Below are 20,724 nucleotides of genomic sequence, written 5' to 3'. Positions count from 1 at the left end.
CCTGGGCACAGTCCGTGAGGTCAGGGCGCGCGCTTGAGTTTGATGTGTGCCACCAAGCCGCCCCCGGCAGCATTGGCCAGTTCAAAGTCTCCGCCCATGCGCTGCAGGGCCTTCTCCACAATCGCCAGCCCAAGTCCGGCACCGGTCGCCGCGGTGCGCGCTGCATCGCCTCGGAAGAAGGGCGTTGTCAGTTCCGCGAGTTTCTCCGCCGCGACACCAGGCCCATGGTCGCGCACGCTCAGCACCACCCACGAGCCTGCACGCGCATAAGTCACCTCGACATTGGTCACGCCGGTGTAAGTGTTGCGACCATAGCGCCGCGCGTTTTCGAACAAATTGGTCAACACCCGGCCGAGTTCGGTTTCGTCAGCCATCACACGGGTGTCAATGGGCAGTTTGCTGGTGATGCGGATGCGCTGCGTGTCACGGAACTGACTGATCGCCTTGTCCACCACGGTGGCCACATGGACGGGTACCAACTCCACCTCACCAGGGCGCGCGTAGTCCATGAACTTGTCGATGATGGCGTCGAGCTGTTCAATGTCTGCCACCATGTTGCGGCGGGCCTCTTCGTCGGCCACGCTCATTTCCGTTTCCAATCGCATGCGCGCCAACGGCGTGCGCAGGTCATGTGAGATCCCTGCCAGCATCACGGCACGGTCCTCTTCCACCTTGGCCAACTCTCGAGCCATGCGGTTGAAGCCTTGGTTCACCTCCCGGATTTCGCGCGTGATCATCGACTCATCCAGTCGGGAGTCGTACTCTCCCTCTCGGATTCGGCTGGCGGCAAACGACAACTCTTTGAGTGGTTTGTTGATCAACCGTGCGATCACGATCGAACCCAGCAAGGTGGCAATCAAGGCGATGCCCACCCACACAAACCAGGTGCGCCCGGTCATGCTCCCAAAGCGACGGCTGTCGGTTTGCAGCCAGTAAAGATCCCGCTCGATCGCGAAGCGCACCCACAGGCCCTGCACACCATTGACACTGCCTGCGACCACCGTGTTGTCACCCAAACGAGAGCGCAACTCTGTGGCAATCGTGCGTGTGAAACGATCTTGCTCAAAGGGCAGATAGGTGTCGGTCGGTTCGCTGGGCTTCAGCGTGATCGACTCCTGATCGAACAAGGTCTTGATCAGGGTCACCCGGTTGATGCTGTCGGCATAGCGTAGCCCTGCTCGAGACAGGTTGACCAAGCTGGCAATCTGCTGAGCGGACTGAACCGCGCGCGGTTCGAATTCCAGCGCGCGAAACGTTTGCACCCATGCCACGATCCCCACCGTGAGCAACAGCCCCAGCAGGATGAAAGTGCGCCAAAACAGGCTGAGTGCCAGACGGTTTTCAGGCATCAATCAGGTACCGCCGTCCGGCACGAACACGTACCCCACGCCCCACACCGTCTGGATGTAGCGAGGTTGCGCGGGATCGGGTTCGATCATCTTGCGCAGGCGCGAAATTTGGACGTCCAGGCTGCGATCGAAAGGCTCGAACTCGCGCCCGCGCGCCAATTGGGCGAGCTTGTCACGTGACAACGGTTGACGGGGATGGCGTACCAGGGCCTTGAGCATGGAGAACTCACCTGTGGTCAGCGCGATCGGCTCACCGTCCTTGCTCAGGCGACGCAAGGTCAGGTCAAACTCGAACGGTCCAAAGTTGACACTTTGCGCGTCCTTGGCAGGGGCTCCTGGCGCCTCTTGGGCAGGACGGCGACGCAACACAGCGTGAATGCGTGCCAGCAATTCACGGGGGTTGAAAGGTTTGGGCAGGTAGTCGTCAGCGCCCACCTCCAGGCCCACGATGCGGTCCACATCCTCAACCTTTGCGGTCAGCATGATGATCGGCGTGACGTCGTTGGCGGCACGCAGGCGACGGCAGATCGACAGACCATCTTCGCCGGGCAGCATCAGGTCCAGCACGATGAGGTCGACGGTTTCGCGCGTCAGCAGGCGATTGAGCGCCTTCGCGTCTTCGGCCAGCAGAACTTCGAAGCCTTCCTGACTCAGATAACGACGCAGCAGATCACGAATGCGGGCATCATCATCGACCACGAGCACGCGATCAGGACGCTGATTGGGGGAAGGAGACGACATCGGCATTCCTCGGAATTTGTAACAGAGGCGGATTGTGCGCAGTTTCGAACCCGGAAAGTCGGATCGCTGACCACCTGTTACAAATCTTGCGGCTCTGTGTCAGGCCCGTCAACCCCCTGAAAGCACCGGTCAGCCAAGTTGGCAACTCGCACGTTCAATGGGCACAACCAACCTCCGAAAGGGAAGTTTTCATGCACACGCATACCGTTTCTTCTCGCTGGCACCAAGGGCTGAGCGTACTGGCTTTGAGTCTGCTGGCTGGTGTGGTTCACGCTGAAGCGCCGCGCCAAAACGCCTTGTCATTCAGTGCCAGCGCCACCGAAGAGGTCACGCAGGACTTGCTGGTGGTGACCTTGCAGGCGACCCGAGAAGGCAACCAGGCCTCGGATGTGCAAACGGCGCTCAAGCAGGTCATGGAGTCTGCCCTGACCGAGGCGCGTAAAGCGGCTCAAGGCCAGGCCGGTATCGAGGTCCGTACGGGTTCCTTCTCGGTGCAGCCTCGCTATACCAATGCCGGTCGCATCAGTGGTTGGCAAGGCACTGCGCAGTTGATGCTGGAGGGGACCGACACTACACGCATCTCGCAGACTGCAGGCAAGCTCACCCAGCTCAACGTGGTCAACATGCAATATGGCCTGTCGCGAGCCCTGCGGGAGCGGCATGAGGCGGCTCTGACCAGCGAGGCCATCCAGCGATTCCGCTCACGTGCCGGCGCCATGGCGCAGGCCTTCGGTTTCAAGGGCTACACGCTTGGCGAGGTGTCGGTTTCGTCCACCGAGCCAGGCTTTGAGCCACGCCCCTACATGATGGCAGCGCGAGCCAAAACCATGGAAGCCGCAGATGCGGCTCTGCCGGTCGAGCCAGGCAAAGGACGCTTGTCGGTCAGCGTCAACGGACAGGTTTACCTGACGCCCTGAAGCCCTGGCGGGGCTTGCCATGCCCCGTCCAGCAAGATTTCGTGCGGGGTGAACTGAGCCTTGTAGGCCATTTTGGGGCTCTCGGCGATCCAGTAGCCCAGGTAGAGGTGGGGCAACCCCAACTCCTGGGCCTGGTGAATCTGCCACAGCACATTGAAGGTGCCGTAACTGGCCTGATCGTCGGGATCGTAAAACGTGTACACAGCTGACAGCCCATCGCTGAGGATGTCCACCACCGACACCATCTTCAGCGCACCTGGTGTGCCATCGGCTTGCTCTGGGGTTCGAAACTCGATCAACCGCGAGTTCACGTTGCTTTGCAGCAGGAACTGACTGTACTGATCAACCGAGTCCAGGTCCATGCCCCCTCCCTGATGGCGCCTCTGCTGGTAGCGCAGGTACAACTCGTAGTGCTCCTGCACGAAACACAGCGGCAGCACACGCGCCTGCAGGTTCTTGTGCGCCTGCCATGCGCGCCTCTGACTGCGCCTGGCTACGAACTGCGCCACCTTGATCCGCAGCGGCAAACACGAGCGACAGCCGTCGCAGTGAGGTCGGTAGGTGAACAAACCGCTGCGCCGAAACCCATTGACGACCAGTTCCGAATACACATCGGCATGGATCAACTGGCTGGGTGTGGCCACCTGCGAGCGTGCCTGTCGGCCGTCCAGATAGCTGCAAGGGTAGGGCGCTGTGGCGTAAAACTGCAAAGACGCCAGGGGAAGCTCTTGAAGTTGGCTCACGGGCGGGGGGCTCCAGACGGTGCATCCAGGTAAGACCACAGAGTGTCATCATAGGCCCAGGTGCCCACGGGCGGCAGATCGACCACATCACGCAAATGTGCTTCAAAGCGCTCGCGCGGCCAAGGGCGAGCACCCAGAGAGGCGAGATGTGCGGTCTGCTGTTGGCAGTCGATGACCGTGATGTCGTGGGCTCGGCAAAAGCACACCAACGCAGCAAGGGCAATTTTGGAGGCGTCGGTTCGGTGGGCGAACATCGACTCACCGAAAAACATGCGGCCCAGGCCCACGCCATACAAGCCCCCGACCAGTTGACCGTCTACCCAGGTTTCGAACGAGTGGACCTTGCCCTGGGCATGCCAGTGCGCATAGGCCGTGCACATGTCCGGCACGATCCAGGTGCCGTCTTGACCTTCGCGAGGTGTGTGGGCGCAGGCCGCCATCACCTGGCTGAAAGCGTGGTCAACGCGCACCTCGCAAGCCGGGGTTCGACGGAACTTCTGGATGGTTTTGCGCAGCGAGCGACTCAGCTTGAACGCTGACACGGGCAACACCATGCGTGGATCAGTGGTCCACCACAGCACAGGTTGGCCTTCGCTGAACCAGGGGAAGATACCGCGCCGATAGGCTTCGGTCAGCCTTGCTGGGCTCAGATCACGCCCGGCTGCCAGCAGGCCTGGGGCATCAGACTGTGGGCCCAGTGCGTCGTGGGTATCGGGTAGGGGGTCGTCGGGTTCGAGCCAGGGAATCATGGCCACATCATAAAAAAAGCCCGATGGCGAACCATCGGGCTTGAAAGGTACCTTAGAAAAGGCTCATGAGGTACCGAGGAGACAACCTTTCAGGAGGACCGTTCGTCCAAAACGGTCATCTCTCAGATCTGGGCAGTGTGATGAAGTTCCCTGCCAGCAACTCGGCTCTGTGAGCTTGTGTTACTGGCGATGGCCTGACCACGCTGCGAGTTCAATCAGGCCGACTTGCGAGCCTTGCTGGAAGCAGCCTGAGTGGCCTTCACAGCAGTGTTGGTGATGGCTTGGAAGTTGGCTTCGGCCACGTCAGCGGCTTGCTTGGCGGCCTTCTGCACGGAGTCAAAAGCGTTGTTGGCAGCGGCCACGGCCGACTTGACCAGCACAACGGCGTTTTCGGTACCGGCAGGAGCGTTCTTCACAGCGTTGTCCACCACGGAGGCGAACTTGCTTTGAGCTTCGGCCAGTTGCGATTCAGCCAGCTTGCTCACTTCGGCGCTGGTGCCCGAAGCGATGTCGTACAGGTGACGACCGTAAGCGGCAGCCTTTTCAGCAGCGGGTTGCAGCAGCGAAGCTTGCAGGGCCAGCAACTCTTGGGCGTCCTTGACAGCCAGCACGGCCTTGGCGTGCTCGGAGGCTTCTTCCAGGGAAGTCTTGGCGACTTGCAGGTTCAGCTCCATCACCTTTTCCACGCCTTCGAAAGCCTTTTGGCCCAGGTCGAACAGGGTGGCGAGGTTGGCCTTTTGAGCGGCGAGCATTTGTTCAGCGGTCAGCATGTTCAGATCTCCGGTAAGTGATGACAGGTAGGTTGATTGCATCCTGCGGCTGCCTCAATCGGCTTTGCTGCGTTGCAACATGGTTCTCAGTATAGGCAAGACGACTGTGATTGCAAGCGTTTTTTGTGCGCTGCAGCAAATTAGGCGTTACGGTCTGTAAAATGCGCTTGCCGGCATGGCCTACACTTGCGCATCCTTCCGATTCCCAACCTTGTGATCGAACCATCATGAGCCTGCTCAACGTTCCCGCCGGTGCCAAGGCACCTGACGTCTTCAACGTCATCATCGAAATCCCCGCCAACGCCGATCCGATCAAGTACGAAATCGATCATGAGACCGGTGCGGTCTTCGTCGATCGCTTCATGGGCACGGCCATGCACTACCCCTGCAACTACGGCTACGTGCCGCAGACCATCGCTGCGGATGGCGATCCGGTCGACGTGCTGGTGGTGACGCCGTTCCCCTTGCAGCCGGGTGTGGTCATTCCATGCCGTCCGTTGGGCATCCTGAAGATGGAAGACGAGGCAGGTGGCGACTCTAAGCTCGTGGCCGTGCCGACCGAGAAGATCTGCGCGATGTACAAGAACATCCAGAAGCTGGAAGACCTGCCGGAGTTGCTGGTCCAGCAGATCAAGCATTTCTTCGAGCACTACAAGGATTTGGAGCCCGGCAAGTGGGTGAAGGTCACCGGCTGGGATGGCATCGATGCCGCCAAGGCCGAAGTCACTTCTGGCCTGGCAGCCTTTGCCAAGTCTCACTGACAAGGTCGCGCCACCTTGCCTGACCCCAAACCGCTCAACCTGCGTTGAGCGGTTTTTTTTCGCCCCTCTGATGGCGCCCCCGGAACGGGGGTGTTGTCATTTCACGTCATGTCACCGTTCATGTCTGTCAGCACATGAAGAGTCATGTCTTATATAAGACATAAGTCTTTACCAAAGTGGGCAAACCGCGGTAGACTGACAACTTCTCGAACCGTTTCACCAACCCCCCGGAGATCTCGTCATGACGAACCTCACCCGTGAACAGCAAATCGCTGCCCTGGAAAAAGACTGGGCCGAAAACCCCCGCTGGAAGCTTGTCAAGCGCGGCTATTCCGCTGCTGACGTTGTGCGCCTGCGTGGCAGCCTGCAGCCTGAGTACACCCTGGCCAAGCGCGGCGCTGAAAAGCTGTGGGAAAAGGTCAACGGCGGTGCCAAGAAGGGCTACGTGAACGCTTTCGGCGCCATCACCGCCGGTCAAGCCATGCAACAGGCCAAGGCTGGTCTGGAAGCTGTGTACCTGTCGGGCTGGCAAGTTGCTGCCGACGGCAACACCTCCGAAACCATGTACCCCGATCAGTCGCTGTACGCTTACGACTCCGTCCCCACGATGGTTCGTCGTATCAACAACACGTTCAAGCGTGCTGACGAAATCCAATGGTCGCGTGGCATCAACCCCGGCGACGAAGGCTTCATCGACTACTTCCTGCCGATCGTTGCTGACGCTGAAGCCGGTTTCGGTGGCGTTCTGAACGCTTTCGAACTGATGAAGAACATGATCGCCTCCGGCGCTGCTGGCGTTCACTTCGAAGACCAGCTGGCTGCGGTCAAGAAGTGCGGCCACATGGGCGGCAAGGTGCTGGTTCCCACCCGTGAAGCCGTTGAGAAGCTGATCGCTGCTCGTTTCGCTGCCGACGTGATGGGCGTGCCCACCATCGTTCTGGCTCGTACCGACGCTGAAGCTGCCAACCTGCTGACTTCCGACTGCGACGACAACGACAAGCCGTTCGTCACTGGCGAGCGCACCCAAGAAGGCTTCTACCGCGTCAAGAACGGTCTGGAGCAAGCCATCAGCCGTGGCGTTGCTTACGCTCCCTACGCCGACCTGGTGTGGTGCGAAACCGGCGTGCCTGACATCGGCTTCGCCCGTGAATTCGCTCAAGCTGTCCACGCTGCCTGCCCTGGCAAGCTGCTGTCGTACAACTGCTCGCCTTCCTTCAACTGGAAGAAGAACCTCAACGACGCGCAGATCGCTTCGTTCCAGGAAGAGCTGTCGGCTCTGGGCTACAAGTACCAGTTCATCACCCTGGCTGGTATCCACGTCAACTGGTACAACACCTTCCAATTCGCCCACGCTTACGCTCGCGGCGAAGGCATGAAGCACTACGTCAACATGGTGCAAGAGCCCGAATTCGCTGCTCGCGAAAAGGGTTACACCTTCGTGTCGCACCAACAAGAAGTGGGCGCAGGCTACTTCGACGACGTGACCACCGTGATCCAAGGTGGCTCGTCTTCCGTGAAGGCCCTGACTGGCTCGACCGAAGAAGAACAGTTCCACTGATCCCTGGCGTGAAGTTCGCTCTCTGCGGGCTTCACCCTGGACAGCAAGGCCACCCTCGGGTGGCCTTTTTTGTTTCCACACCGCCCCCTCGAATAAGGGGGTTTTACCATGTTTGTGAATTTGTAACGGTTTCGTCACTGCGTCTCCCTAGAGTCCGCCTGCGCCCCCGCATCGCAGGCCAGTACCGGAGCGGCACGGATGGGTGTGTTGGACATTCCTCTCCCTTCCTTGATTGCCACGCTCATGCTGACCAAAACTCATGCTTTGCCGACGCTTCGGCGTCTGACTGCCGCCTTGGCTGCTGCGATTCCTTTGTCCCTCTTGGGGCATGTCTCTGCATCGCATGCCGCGATGGTCATCAGCCAGGTCTATGGCGGTGGTGGCAACTCGGGTGCCACCTACAAGAACGACTTCGTTGAACTTTTCAACAACGGTACCTCTGCGGTTGCCGTGGGGGGCTGGTCGGTGCAGTACGCTTCTGCGACGGGCAGCAGCTGGCAAGTGACCCAACTGCCGTCAAGCATGGTGGTGCAGCCTGGTCAGTATGTGCTTGTCCGGATGGCTGCAGGCACCGGTGGTACGGTTGACTTGGTGCCCGATGTGCTGGGTAGCACGGCCATGGCTGGCGCCAGCGGCAAGGTTGCGCTGGTGTCCAGCACCGTCGCTTTGACAGGTGCGGCGCCGACTGGCACGGTGGATGCTGTCAGTTACGGCTCGGCGACAGCGCTGGAGGGGGCATCGACCGCCGTGTTGAGCAACACGACGGCCGCCATGCGTGCTGGTAACGGTTGCCTTGACACGAACAACAACTCCTCCGACTTCGCGGTCGTCAGTCCGCAACCGCGCAACAGTGCCTCGCCGATCCTGACATGCGGCGGCGCCGTCACGCCACCGCCCCCGGTGACGCCGACGGTGCCTTTGCTTGAGATTCCTGCCATTCAGGGTGCGGCCGCGACCAGCCCTTACGTGGGCCAGGTGGTGCGCACCACCGGCGTCGTCACCCGCTTGACCAACAGCGGCTTCTACATGCAGGCCCTGCAAGGCGATGGCAACGATGCCACGTCGGACGGGATTTACGTGTTCACCAGTGCGGCGCCCACTGTGAGCGCGGGGCAGTTGCTTCAGTTGAGTGGCACGGTGGCTGAGTTCGCGGGTGGTGGTTCGACCGTCACTCAGCTGACTTCGCCCACGGACATCGTGGTGCAGGGCGCGGGCTACAGCCTTGCGCCTGTTGCCATCACGTTGCCGGTGGTCGGGGGCCTGGAGCGCTACGAGGGCATGCTGGTCACCGTCAATGGCCCCTTGACCGTCAACCAGAACTACTTTCAGGCCCGTTTTGGCCAGTTGACCTTGTCGGCTGGCGGGCGCTTGGAGATGCCCACCAACCGCCATCGCCCTGGCGCGCAAGCCACGGCTCAGGCAGCGGACAACGCCAGCCGTCGCATCGTGCTGGAAGATGGCACCTCGCGCCAGAACGTCAACCCGACGCCGTTCACCGGTCCCACCGGCGCCTTGCGTGGTGGCGACACGTTGGGTTCAATCACCGGTGTCATCGACTACGGTCCTTCCACAGCAACGGCGAGCGGCCCAGGGGATTACCGCATCGTCCCGTTGAACCCTGACGCCCTCAGCTACACGATCACGCACCCTCGTCCAACGTATGTGCCATCGGTGGGGGGCAACTACAAGGTGGCCAGCTTCAACGTGCTGAACTACTTCACCACGTTCACCAACGGTGAAACCATCGTCAATGGCCAGACCGGGCAAACGTGTGTAGCCGGGCAGACGGCCGCTGCCAGCTGTCGCGGTGCCAGCAACTACACCGAGTTTGTGCGCCAGCGCACGAAGATCGTTGAAGCACTGAGCAAAATCGACGCTGATGCAGTCGGTTTGATGGAGGTGCAGAACAACGCGGTGGCCGCCCAGAACCTGGTCGACGCCTTGAATGCCAAGGTCGGTGCGGGCACGTACGCCGTCGCGCCGGGGGCTGCGGCTGGGGTCATCGGGACCGACGCCATCAAGGTGTCGATGATTTACAAGCCGGGTAAGTTGCAGGCTGTGGGCATGTCGCAGATCGACGCATCGCCTGTCAACAGCCGCCCGACCTTGGCGCAGACCTTCCGGGCCCCCAATGGAGAGAGCTTCACGCTGGTCGTGAATCACCTCAAGAGCAAGGGCAGTTGCCCGACTTCCGGTGCGGATGCCGACCAAGGTGACGGCCAAGGTTGCTACAACGCCACCCGCTTGCAGCAAGTGAGCCAGCTGCGCAATTTCGTGAGTGCCTTGCAGACGTCCTCGGGTGTCTCGGATGTCCTGCTGGTGGGGGACTTCAATGCCTACGCCAAGGAAGATCCGATCCACGCTTTGACCAGCAATGGCTACGTGGACCAGATCGGGCGCTTCAACACGTTTGGCTATTCCTATGTGTTCGATGGCGCCGCAGGCCGACTGGACCATGCGATCAGCACGGCATCGTTGTCGCCCAAGGTCTCGCATGCGCTGGACTGGCACATCAACGCCGACGAGTCGTTGGCCCAAGACTACAACCTGGAGTTCAAGCAGCCACTGTGCGCCACTTGCGCGCCAGATCCCTACACGGCCACACCCTACCGCTCGTCCGACCATGATCCGCTGGTGGTGGGCTTGAACTTGTACAACCAGTACATCACCGCGCCTGTCACCAGCACGTCGGTGGTCGGAACAGCTGGGGATGATTTGATCACCGTGGGCGCCGGACGCCGCACGCTGGCCGGTGGGGCGGGTCGCGACCAGTTTGCGTTCCGTGCGGACTTCACAGGCGGTGCCACGATCACCGACTTCACTCCCAACGCGGACGTGATCGGCCTGCGCGGCGTGCTGCAAGGTCTGCGCATCCAGGTAGCGGACCCGATCAGTCAGGGCTATGTCAGCTGTGCTGCATCAGGTGTGGCCGATGCACTCATCTCTGTCGATCCCGATGCCACAGGCCCCTCAGCCCGTCGCCCCATGATCGTACTCAAGAACACCACGTGCGATGCGCTGAGCCGCAGCAACTACATCTTTTGACGAGCCCAGCCCGCATGTTTCACGGACATCACATCATGAACACTACTTTTCACGCAGTGGCGAGCCTGGTTCTGGCCAGTTTGGCCACCTCGGCTTCGGCCGCCATGTTCACCTTTGAGGGCAGCGTCAACGACGGCAGTCCCTTGGCCGGGCAGACCATCTCGGGGAACTTTGCTTACGATGATCTGAGCGCGGGGGGGGGTGACACCATCGCTTTGAGTGATTTCACGCTGAACTTCCTCGGGCAAACCTACACGTTGGCGTCACCCAATGCCGCAGGATTTGCCTGGCTGAGTGGCGGGGCGTTTGACGGCATCAGTTATGTGGTGTCCGACGGCTTGGCAGCCCCGGAGTTCAGCATCGATTTGGTCTCGGGCTTCCCTGGTGAAGCCCTTCAGGGGCAGTTTGGATACCTCTCCAACACCGTTGATACAACGGTGTTTGGCATGTTCACGATCACGCCTTCTGCGGTTCCGGAGCCCCATATCTTGGGCCTGCTGCTGGCCGGCGGTGTCGCGGCAGCTTGTGTCGCACGTCCACGCCGACAGGTCTGAAGCTCGTCCCGTCCCTGGCATGCCTGCCGGGTGTCCGGAGTGGGCGTCAGAACTTGAGTCTGACGCCCGTCCCGACTGCCCAGGCGCGGTTGCGAGGAAGGGTGGGGTCGGTGCGGGGCCAGAAGTGCCCCACGATGACCTCGCCGATCACGAAGTCTTGGTGAACTGGTTGAGACCATTTCATTTGCAACCCGTAATCCTGGACGACGACGGGCTGTCCGATCACACCGTTGAGCAACGCCTCGATGGACAGCAGTCGTTGCCCCTCAAATGACTTGAAGACGCCAGCGCTGCTGGACCACCCTGCGTCTTTGCTCCGGGCGGTGGCGGTGATGGCATTGAGCCATCTGGCCGTCAGTCCGGGGGCCAGCGCATGCTCGTACGTCAATGCAGTGGTCGAACCAATTTGATCTGCCACGCTGTAGAACAAGGTTTCGCGGAACTCGACGCGGTTCTTGGGGCTGAGTGCCCAGATGTGGCGGTATCGAACCTGCGCATAGGGCTTCAGCCCCCCGCGAAAACCCAGGCGGACATCCAGGTTGTCGCGCAAGGTCGCGCCGATGCCCGCGAAGAATGCATTGTCTCGGTTGTCGCCCCGCAGCAGTTGCTGTTGCCGAGTGAACGTGTCCGGCTGGTCGCTCACGATTTCACGCCTGTCGTCGTTGCCCACAAACAGGTACTGATATGACGCCAGGTTGGGCAGCCGAAAGCGGGCCTTGAATCGCAAGCCCAGGCTGGCCGCGTCATCCTCGCGTTTGTAAAGCGACAGACCAACCTCACCATCGGTGACCTTGCCGCCCTCAGAGAAAGGAATGTCCCCAAACCAGCTGTCCACACCGCTGGCCAGCCATTCCACCGAGGTGCGGACGCTGCTGCGTGTGCGGCTCAGTGGGGATTCTCCGCCGGGCGCGCGGGCATCGCTTGCTGCGGCGGCTTCAGCGCCCGGTGAGTCGGATGCCGGAGGGGTGACCGTCGCAGCAGCCTCGCTGGCCTGCGCTGCGCTCATCCACAGCAGTCCGGCACAAGACAACAGGGCCAGTGTGGTGCTTACTGGTCGTGACGGCAGCCAAGCAAATCGATTGATCATCCAATTTTCCGAAGTGGCGAAGGGGGCCTGCGCCGTCCGTGCGGCACCGGTACCCCAGCAGCATACATGCCTGCAATGGTGGTGACATCAGGGTGAAGGGGGTGAAGGGGGTGAAGGCTCGGTTGCGGATGTGCGGGTGCACGGTCCCCGCTACAATAGCGAGATCGGCGCCAGTCTCCGGTGCGCCCCGTGCAGCAGGTAAGAAGCGTAGAAAGGCAGATCCGGTTATGACACCGCGAACTTCGACCACCCCCTACACCTCGATCGAGGTCTAGTCGGCTGGCCGCTGCTTTCGTTTTCCTGTTGTCACTCAGAAAGCGCGGCGTCCACCGCGCTTTTTTCATGCCCCTCGCGGCTTTGCGTCGGGCGCGCTCCAGATACTGAAGGTTTCCTCATGATTTCCATTCAATTGCCCGACGGCTCCAAGCGTGAATTTCCGGGCCCGGTGACCGTGGCCGAGGTGGCTGCGTCCATTGGTGCGGGACTGGCCAAGGCCGCACTGGCCGGCCGCGTGGGCCGTGGCGAGTCTGCCCGTCTGGTTGATACCAGCTATTGCATCGAGGCTGACGAGGCTCTGGCCATCGTCACCGAGAAGGATGCCGACGGCCTGGACATCATCCGCCACTCCACCGCCCACTTGCTGGCCTATGCCGTCAAGGAGTTGTTCCCCGATGCGCAGGTTACCATTGGTCCCACCATCGAAGACGGCTTCTATTACGACTTCGCCTACAAGCGCCCCTTCACGCCCGAAGACCTCGAAGCCATCGAGAAAAAGATGGCCGAACTCGCCAAGAAGGACGAGAAGGTCGAGCGTAAGGTGTTGCCGCGTGACGAAGCAGTGAGCTACTTCAAGGGACTCGGCGAGCATTACAAGGCCGAGATCATCGAAAGCATCCCGGCTGATCAGGATGTGTCGCTGTATAGCGAAGGCGCCTTCACCGACCTGTGCCGTGGTCCCCACGTGCCCAGCACTGGCAAGCTCAAGCACTTCAAGCTGATGAAGGTGGCAGGCGCCTACTGGCGCGGTGACCACCGCAACGAGCAGTTGCAGCGCGTGTATGGCACCGCCTGGACGACCAAGGACGATCTGGCCCAGTACCTTCATCGTCTGGAAGAGGCTGAAAAGCGCGATCACCGCAAACTGGGCCGCGAGTTGGACCTGTTCCACATCGACGACCACGCGCCGGGCGTCGTGTTTTGGCACCCCAAGGGCTGGACCGTCTGGCAGGCGGTCGAGCAGTACATGCGTCAGGTCTACCGTGACAACGGCTACCAGGAGGTCAAGGGCCCCCAGATCATCGACAAGACCCTGTGGGAAAAGACCGGTCACTGGGACAAGTACCGCGACAACATGTTCACCACCGAGTCGGAAAAGCGCGACTACGCGCTCAAGCCGATGAACTGCCCCGGCCATATCCTGATCTTCAACCAGGGCATCAAGAGCTACCGCGACCTGCCGCTGCGCTACGGTGAATTCGGCCAGTGCCACCGCAACGAGCCCTCGGGCGGCCTGCACGGCATCATGCGCGTGCGAGGCTTCACGCAGGACGATGGCCACGTCTTCTGTACAGAAGATCAGATCCTGTCCGAGTGCGTGGCCTTCACGGCGTTGCTGCAAAACGTCTACAAGGACTTTGGCTTTACTGACATCATCTACAAGGTCGCCACGCGTCCCGAGGCACGCATCGGCTCGGACGAGGTGTGGGACAAGGCCGAGAACGCATTGATGGAGTCGCTGCGCGCCACGAACAGCGAGTTCACCATCGCTGTGGGTGATGGCGCCTTCTACGGTCCCAAGATCGAGTACACCTTGAAGGACGCCTTGGGCCGCCACTGGCAGTGCGGCACCATCCAGGTGGACTTCTCCATGCCGCAGCGCCTGAACGCCGAATATGTGGCCGACACCAGCGAGCGCAAGCACCCGGTCATGCTGCACCGCGCCATCCTTGGCTCGCTCGAGCGTTTCATTGGCATCCTGATCGAGCAACACGCCGGCTCACTCCCGGTTTGGTTGGCTCCGGTGCAGGCGGTGGTACTCAACATCACCGACGCGCAGGCTGATTACGCGCAAGAGATTGCCAAAACGCTGCAGAAGCAGGGCTTGCGCGTGCAGTTGGATTTGCGCAACGAGAAGATCACGTATAAAATCCGCGAGCATTCGTTGCAGAAGGTGCCGTACTTCATCGTTGTCGGTGACAAGGAGAAGGCAGATGGCACCGTCGCCGTGCGCGCCCGGGGTAACCAGAACCTCGGTGTGATGTCACTCGATGACTTCTCCCAGAAGATCTCTCAAGACATCGCCAGCAAGGCCTGAGGCGGGATGGCGCTTTGCCCATGTGGGTGAGGCGCGATCTTGCTGGGTTTGCCTGGGTGCGTGATCAAGGTTAACCGGTGCCAGGCGTCCAGAGCCTGTGGCCAAAAGGAATTCAACATCGCTAACTTCTTTGACCGCCGTACGCGCAATGACGAGCGCAAGCATCGGCTCAATCGTGAAATCATGGCTCCGGAAGTCCGTCTGACGGGCGTGGAAAACGAGCCCCTCGGTATCGTCAGTGTCCAGGAAGCCTTGCGGATGGCCGCAGAGCTTGACGTGGATCTGGTGGAAATCTCTGCCACGGCTGAACCGCCGGTCTGTCGCCTGATGGACTACGGCAAGTTCAAGTACCAGGAGCAGAAGAAGGCCCACGATGCCAAGATGAAGCAAAAGGTCATTGAGGTCAAAGAGGTCAAATTCCGTCCGGGCACCGATGAAGGCGACTACCAGATCAAGCTGCGCAACCTGCGTCGCTTCCTGGAAGACGGCGACAAAGGCAAGGTGACCCTGCGCTTCCGCGGTCGTGAAATCACGCACCAGGAACTGGGGATGAAATTGCTGGAGCGTGTGCGCGACGACCTGACCGATTGCTCGGTCGTCGAGAACATGCCCAAACTGGAAGGGCGCCAGATGATCATGGTGCTCGGTCCGAAGAAGAAGAAATAATCACCCGGCGCAGGCCGTGTGATTTGCCAAGGTGGCGGTTTGGTCGCCACCACCATTGGCTCAAAGTGCCTGCAGGCCATCAAGACACGGAAGTGGTATCCGTGGCGCCTGGCAGGAACAACGTAAAAGGAGCAGAACATGCCCAAAATGAAGACCAAGAGCAGTGCGAAGAAGCGTTTTCGCGTGCGTCCGGGTGGTACCGTCAAGCGCGGTCAAGCCTTCAAGCGCCACATCCTGACCAAGAAGACCACGAAGAACAAGCGCCAGCTCCGCGGCGCCGTCAACGTGCACGAAACGAACATGGGCCACATGGCTCAGATGCTGCCTTTCGCTGGCCTGTAATCGGCTACCGAACAGCAGATCGTTTCATTGGTTCAAGATAGTTAACGCCGAAGGAGTCATCCATGCCTCGCGTCAAACGTGGTGTAACAGCCCGCGCTCGTCATAAGAAAGTTCTCGCCCTGGCCAAGGGTTTCCGTGGTCGCCGCAAGAACGTGTTCCGCATCGCCAAACAGGCTGTCATGAAGGCTGGGCAGTATGCCTACCGCGACCGCCGCGCCAAGAAGCGTGAGTTCCGCCGTCTGTGGATCGCACGTATCAACGCCGGTAGCCGTGCTCTGGGCCTGACCTACAGCAAGTTCATCGCTGGCATCAAGAAGGCATCGATCGAGATCGACCGCAAGGTGCTGGCCGACATGGCCGTCAACGACCCGGCAGCTTTTGCCAGCATCGTTGAAAAGGCCAAGGCTCAACTGGCTGCTTGATTTTAAGCAATCAGCAAGATGCTGCGCCCGGCTGCATCGGTTCAGGGAAACCTGAGCGAGCAGGCGGGTGATTCAAAGGCCAACCGTGTGTTGGCCTTTTTTTTCGACACAAGACAATGAACGATCCCCATAGCGACCTTCAGGCACTGGTTCAATCCGCCCAAGCGGCTTTTGCGGAGGCCACCACCCCGGCCGATCTGGAGAATGCCAAGGCACGCTTCCTGGGCAAGTCGGGCAGCGTGACCGAGCTGCTCAAGGGCATGGGGGCACTCACTCCCGAAGAGAAGAAGACCCGTGGCGCCGCGATCAACCAGGCCAAGCAGCGGGTCGAGGCCGCGCTCACCGAGCGCCGTCAGGCCCTGGCCGATGCCGAACTGGCGCAGCAGCTGCGCGCCGAAAGCCTGGATGTGACCTTGCCCGGTCGCCGCCGTGGCGAAGGTGGCCTGCATCCGGTTTCCCTGAGCATCGAGCGCATCGAAGGCATCTTCGGCTCGATGGGTTTTGCCGTGGCCGATGGCCCCGAGATCGAAACCGACTGGTTCAACTTCACGGCATTGAACACACCGGAAGACCACCCCGCACGTTCGATGCATGACACCTTCTACGTGGAAGGCGGCCACCTGCTGCGCACGCACACCAGCCCGATGCAGGTGCGCTATGCCGTGCAGCACGTCCAGCGTCATGCAGCGGCCATGGCCCAAGGTGGGCGCATGCCCGATCTGCGCGTGATCGCGCCGGGTCGCACTTACCGCGTGGACAGCGACGCCACACATTCGCCGATGTTCCACCAGTGCGAAGGCCTGTGGATTGGCGAGAACGTCAGCTTCACCGACCTGAAGGCGATGCTGGGCGACTTCTTCAGCACCTTCTTCGAGACCGACGAGTTGGACATTCGTTTCCGCCCGTCCTTCTTCCCATTCACCGAGCCTTCGGCCGAAGTGGACATCGCTTTCGCCTCTGGCCCCCTGAAGGGGCGCTGGCTGGAAGTGGGCGGGGCAGGGCAGGTGCACCCGAACGTGGTGCGCAACTATGGCCTGGACCCCGAGCATTACATCGGCTTCGCCTTCGGCCTGGGCCCAGACCGCCTGACCATGCTGCGCTACGGTGTCAACGACCTGCGCCTGTTCTTCGAAGGCGATTTGCGCTTCTTGCAGCAATTCCAGTAAGGAGCACGCCATGACGACTGCCACCTCGATCCGCGCCTGGGCCGCGCAGGCTTTGAATCAGCCTGTGGTGCCGTTCTCGTACGAGCCGGGCCCCTTGGGCGCGGAGGAGGTCGAGATCCGCGTCGAGCATTGCGGCCTGTGCCACTCCGACCTGTCGGTGATCGACGGCGAGTGGGGCCCGGCTGCGTATCCCGTGGTGGGCGGTCATGAGGTCATTGGCAGCGTGGTGGCACTTGGTCCCCAGGCGCGTGGCCTGAAGTTGGGCCAGCGCGTTGGCTTGGGCTGGATGAGTGGCAGCTGCATGGCCTGTGCGCCGTGCCTGAGCGGCCAGCCGCAGATGTGCCGTGCTGGTGTGCCCACCATCATCGGTCACCACGGTGGCTTTGCCGAGCGCGTGCGGGCGCATTGGTTGTGGGCCGCACCGATCCCCGAGGGGCTGGACCCCAAGGATGCCGGTCCTTTGCTGTGCGGCGGGGTCACGGTGTTTTCGCCGTTTCTGAACTTCGACATCAAGCCGACGCACCGCGTGGGCGTGGTGGGCATCGGGGGCCTGGGTCACCTGGCCTTGCAGTTCGCGCGGGCCTGGGGGTGTGAGGTCACGGCCTTCACGTCCAGCGAATCCAAGCGCGATGAAGCCTTGCAGATGGGTGCTCACCACGTCGTCTCCAGCGTGGATGCCGGTGCGATGAAGGCCCTGCGCGGCCGTCTCGACATGGTGCTGGTCACCGTCAATGTCATGCTGAACTGGAAGGCGCTGATGAGCACGTTGGCGCCCAATGGCCGTCTGCATCTGGTGGGGGTGCTGCCGCAGCCCATGGAGGTGGAGGCCGGCCCGCTGATCGGTGGTCAGCGCAGCGTGTCGGGTTCGCCCACTGGCTCGCGTCAAGACATCGACACGATGCTGGAATTTGCCGCACGCCATGGCATCAAGCCGCAAACCGAACATTTCCCGATGAGCCGCCTCAACGACGCGCTGGACCACCTGCGCGCAGGCAAGGCTCGTTACCGTGTGGTGCTGGACGCCGATTTCGAGCAGGCCTGAGAACAGGTCCTGTCCCCGCACGGTTCACTGAATACAGATACCCAAGGATCCCTGACATGCAATTCCCCGAGTCCTGGCTGCGCAGTTTCTGCAACCCCGACCTGAGCACCCAGCAACTGGCTGACCTGCTGACGATGGCCGGTCTGGAAGTGGAAGAGCTGCATCCGGTGGCACCGGCCTTCACCGGTGTGGTGGTGGCGCAGGTGCTGGAAGTCGCCAAGCACCCTGATGCCGACCGTCTGAACGTGTGCAAGGTGGATGCGGGTACGGGCGAAGTCCTGCAGATCGTCTGTGGCGCGCCCAATGTGCGCCCCGGCATCAAGATCCCTTGCGCCACGGTGGGCGCTGAGCTGCCCCCGGGTGCCGATGGCAAGGCCCTCAAGATCAAGCTGGGCAAGCTGCGGGGTGTCGAGAGCCAGGGCATGCTGTGCTCGGCCCGTGAACTGGGCATCTCGGAAGAGTCCAACGGCCTGCACATCCTGGCCGAAGACGCGCCCATCGGTGTGAACATCCGTGAGCACCTCAAGCTCGATGACACACTGTTCACCCTCAAGCTCACGCCCAACTTGGCTCATTGCCTGAGCGTGGCGGGCATTGCCCGCGAGGTGTCGGCCCTGACCGGCGCCCCGCTGACCTTGCCGAGCATCGAGCCGGTCCAGCCCGGTGTGGATGCCGCACTGAAGGTGACCGTGCAGGCGCCCGAGCTGTGCGGCCGCTTTGCCGGCCGTGTCATCCAGGGCGTCAACCCCCAGGCGAAGACGCCGGACTGGATGGTCGAGCGCCTGGCGCGCTGCGGCCAGCGTCCCGTGTCGGCCTTGGTCGACATCTCCAATTACGTGATGTTCGAGTTGGGTCAGCCCTCGCATGTGTTCGACTTGGACAAGATCCAGGGCGAGTTGCAGGTGCGTTGGGCACAGCCGGGTGAAACGCTCAAGCTGCTCAATGGCAACACGGTGACGCTGGACGAGCAAGTGGGCGTGATCGCCGCCGGTACGCAGGTCGAGTCGCTGGCTGGCATCATGGGCGGTGACGAGACCGCTGTAGGCGATGAGACCCGCAACGTCTACCTGGAGGCCGCGTTCTGGTGGCCCAAGGCCATTGCCGGACGGGCCCGCCGCTACAACTTCTCGACCGATGCCTCGCACCGCTTCGAGCGTGGTGTCGATCCGGCACCGACCGTGCAGTACCTTGAGCGCATCACTCAGCTGATCCTCGATATTTGCGGCGGCCAGGCCGGTCCGGTCGACGATCAGGTCGTCAAGGCCGCTGAGCGCAAGCCGGTGACACTGCGCCTGTCGCGCGCCCAGCGCGTGATCGGCATGCCGGTGACCTTGGCCGAGTGCCAGACTGTGTTGCACCGACTGGGCCTGCCTTACAGCACTGTTGCGCAAGGCGACGACACGCATCTGGTGGTGACGCCGCCGAGCTGGCGTTTCGACCTGCAGATCGAGGAAGACCTGATCGAGGAAGTGGTGCGCGTGATCGGCTTTGACAAGCTGCCCAAGCGTCCACCGCAAGCGCCGGTCACGCCGCTGGTGTTGCCCGAAGCGCGTCGCAGCCTGTACGCCGTGCGCCGCGATGTGGCGCGCCGTGGCTATCAGGAAGTCATCACCTTCAGCTTCGTGGAAGAGCGTTGGGAAGCCGACTTTGCCGGCAACACCCAGCCCATTCGCGTGCTCAACCCGATCGCCAGCCCGCTGTCCGTGATGCGCTCGACGCTGATCGGCAGCCTGGTCGAGGTGCTCAAGACCAACCTGTCCCGCAAGGCCGAACGCGTGCGCTTGTTCGAAGTCGGCCGTGTGTTCAAGCGCGACGCCTCGGTGGTGGACAGCAACCTGACGGTGGGCGGCTTTGACCAGCCAGTGCGCGTGAGCGGTCTGGCTTATGGCCCGGCCGACGCCTTGCAGTGGGGCGCCGCAGCCCGCAATGTCGACTTCTTCGACGTGAAGGGCGATGTCGAGGCGCTGCTGGCGCCGCGTCAGGCCACGTTCGTGGCGGCCGAGCATCCTGCCTTCCACCCGGGGCGGTGCGCGCAGGTTCAGGTCGGCGGCCAAGCTGTGGGCTTCGTGGGTGAGTTGCACCCCAAGTGGCGCCAAGCCTACGATCTTCCCTTGGCCCCGGTGCTGTTCGAGCTGGATGCGAGCGTGCTCAGCCAGCGTGTGGTGCCCACCTTCCAGCCCGTGCCGCGCATGCAATCGGTGTACCGCGACCTGGCCTTGGTTGTGTCTGACACCACGGCCCACGACGCCGTGATCGGCGCGATCACGCAGGCTGCCACCGACGGCCTGGTGCGTGGTGCCCGCCTGTTCGACATCTATAAGCCCAAGACGCCGGTCGCGGGCATGGCCGAGAACGAACGCAGCCTGGCCGTGCGCGTCGAGCTGCGTGACGACGAGCAGACCTTGACCGACGAGCGCATTGACGCTGCCATGCAGGCGGTGTTGGCTGCGGTGGCTTCGGCCGTGGGTGCGCGCGTGCGCGCTTGAGGCCGGGGAGGG

18 protein-coding genes are annotated in these 20,724 nt (G+C 61.7%); 12 read left to right on the top strand and 6 right to left on the bottom strand.

From position 1 onward, the window contains the following. Nucleotides 1-20 precede the first annotated feature (20 nt). Both WIT60_RS03800 and ompR read right to left on the bottom strand, forming a co-directional pair. Nucleotides 21-1,349, bottom strand: coding sequence for a sensor histidine kinase family protein (locus WIT60_RS03800; protein WP_339582610.1), 1,329 nt, complete (start codon nt 1,347-1,349; stop codon nt 21-23). Nucleotides 1,350-1,352: 3 nt separating this feature from the next. Further along, nucleotides 1,353-2,090, bottom strand: coding sequence for an osmolarity response regulator transcription factor OmpR (gene ompR / locus WIT60_RS03795; RefSeq protein WP_339582609.1), 738 nt, complete (start codon nt 2,088-2,090; stop codon nt 1,353-1,355). A gap of 191 nt (nt 2,091-2,281) precedes the next feature. On the opposite strand from ompR, the gene WIT60_RS03790 reads away from it, so the two are divergent. Further along, nucleotides 2,282-3,007, top strand: coding sequence for an SIMPL domain-containing protein (locus WIT60_RS03790; protein ID WP_339582608.1), 726 nt, complete (start codon nt 2,282-2,284; stop codon nt 3,005-3,007). Here WIT60_RS03790 and WIT60_RS03785 read toward each other — a convergent pair. The 3 genes from WIT60_RS03785 to WIT60_RS03775 all read right to left on the bottom strand — a co-directional run bounded on the left by WIT60_RS03785 (nt 2,992) and on the right by WIT60_RS03775 (nt 5,269). Next, a complete protein-coding gene (locus tag WIT60_RS03785) occupies nt 2,992-3,750 on the bottom strand; it encodes an arginyltransferase (protein WP_339582607.1) in 759 nt (252 codons plus the stop codon). The genes WIT60_RS03790 and WIT60_RS03785 overlap by 16 nt on opposite strands. Continuing rightward, nucleotides 3,747-4,499 (bottom strand): leucyl/phenylalanyl-tRNA--protein transferase, encoded by a 753-nt coding sequence (gene aat / locus WIT60_RS03780; protein ID WP_339582606.1) that lies wholly within the window; start codon nt 4,497-4,499, stop codon nt 3,747-3,749. Before aat ends, WIT60_RS03785 begins: the two co-directional genes overlap by 4 nt. A 215-nt stretch (nt 4,500-4,714) precedes the next feature. Continuing rightward, nucleotides 4,715-5,269, bottom strand: a complete 555-nt coding sequence (locus WIT60_RS03775) for a phasin family protein (RefSeq protein ID WP_339582605.1) — start codon at nt 5,267-5,269, stop codon at nt 4,715-4,717. A gap of 227 nt (nt 5,270-5,496) precedes the next feature. On the opposite strand from WIT60_RS03775, the gene ppa reads away from it, so the two are divergent. From ppa to WIT60_RS03755, 4 genes are all read left to right on the top strand, one after another. Beyond that, nucleotides 5,497-6,030 carry an inorganic diphosphatase gene (gene ppa, locus WIT60_RS03770; RefSeq protein ID WP_339582604.1) on the top strand — a complete coding sequence of 178 codons (534 nt, stop codon included), beginning with the start codon at nt 5,497-5,499 and terminating at the stop codon, nt 6,028-6,030. Nucleotides 6,031-6,271: 241 nt separating this feature from the next. Then, nucleotides 6,272-7,588, top strand: a complete 1,317-nt coding sequence (aceA, locus tag WIT60_RS03765) for an isocitrate lyase (protein WP_339582603.1) — start codon at nt 6,272-6,274, stop codon at nt 7,586-7,588. Nucleotides 7,589-7,831: 243 nt separating this feature from the next. Beyond that, nucleotides 7,832-10,633, top strand: a complete 2,802-nt coding sequence (locus WIT60_RS03760) for an ExeM/NucH family extracellular endonuclease (RefSeq protein ID WP_339582602.1) — start codon at nt 7,832-7,834, stop codon at nt 10,631-10,633. Nucleotides 10,634-10,668: 35 nt separating this feature from the next. Beyond that, the gene (locus WIT60_RS03755) at nt 10,669-11,187 is read left to right on the top strand and encodes a hypothetical protein (RefSeq protein WP_339582601.1); all 519 of its coding nucleotides are present in this window, start codon (nt 10,669-10,671) and stop codon (nt 11,185-11,187) included. A 46-nt stretch (nt 11,188-11,233) separates the two neighbouring features. Here the strand turns inward: WIT60_RS03755 and WIT60_RS03750 are convergent, their stop codons facing one another. Further along, a complete protein-coding gene (locus WIT60_RS03750; protein ID WP_339582600.1) occupies nt 11,234-12,193 on the bottom strand; it encodes a hypothetical protein in 960 nt (319 codons plus the stop codon). 475 nt (nt 12,194-12,668) lie between these two features. Here WIT60_RS03750 and thrS point away from each other — a divergent pair, with 475 nt between their 5' ends. From thrS to pheT, 7 genes are all read left to right on the top strand, one after another. Next, on the top strand, nt 12,669-14,588 hold the full coding sequence (gene thrS / locus WIT60_RS03745; RefSeq protein WP_339582599.1) for a threonine--tRNA ligase: 1,920 nt from the start codon (nt 12,669-12,671) through the stop codon (nt 14,586-14,588). Between the two features lie 117 nt (nt 14,589-14,705). Further along, entirely contained in the window at nt 14,706-15,254 is a 549-nt protein-coding gene (gene infC / locus WIT60_RS03740; RefSeq protein WP_445207646.1) for a translation initiation factor IF-3, read from the top strand. 138 nt (nt 15,255-15,392) lie between these two features. Beyond that, on the top strand, nt 15,393-15,596 hold the full coding sequence (gene rpmI, locus WIT60_RS03735) for a 50S ribosomal protein L35 (protein WP_028601240.1): 204 nt from the start codon (nt 15,393-15,395) through the stop codon (nt 15,594-15,596). A 62-nt stretch (nt 15,597-15,658) separates the two neighbouring features. Further along, entirely contained in the window at nt 15,659-16,018 is a 360-nt protein-coding gene (gene rplT, locus WIT60_RS03730; RefSeq protein WP_035034889.1) for a 50S ribosomal protein L20, read from the top strand. A gap of 116 nt (nt 16,019-16,134) precedes the next feature. After that, the gene (locus WIT60_RS03725; RefSeq protein ID WP_339582597.1) at nt 16,135-17,184 is read left to right on the top strand and encodes a phenylalanine--tRNA ligase subunit alpha; all 1,050 of its coding nucleotides are present in this window, start codon (nt 16,135-16,137) and stop codon (nt 17,182-17,184) included. 10 nt (nt 17,185-17,194) lie between these two features. Then, entirely contained in the window at nt 17,195-18,226 is a 1,032-nt protein-coding gene (gene ahr / locus WIT60_RS03720; protein WP_339582596.1) for an NADPH-dependent aldehyde reductase Ahr, read from the top strand. A 56-nt stretch (nt 18,227-18,282) separates the two neighbouring features. After that, on the top strand, nt 18,283-20,712 hold the full coding sequence (gene pheT, locus WIT60_RS03715) for a phenylalanine--tRNA ligase subunit beta (RefSeq protein WP_339582595.1): 2,430 nt from the start codon (nt 18,283-18,285) through the stop codon (nt 20,710-20,712). Nucleotides 20,713-20,724: the final 12 nt, after the last annotated feature.

Origin of the sequence: Aquabacterium sp. G14 (assembly GCF_037482285.1) — a bacterium.
Classification (GTDB): domain Bacteria; phylum Pseudomonadota; class Gammaproteobacteria; order Burkholderiales; family Burkholderiaceae_C; genus Aquabacterium.
Note: the sequence above shows the minus strand (reverse complement) of the source record. Positions and strands in the feature narration are given on the sequence as shown.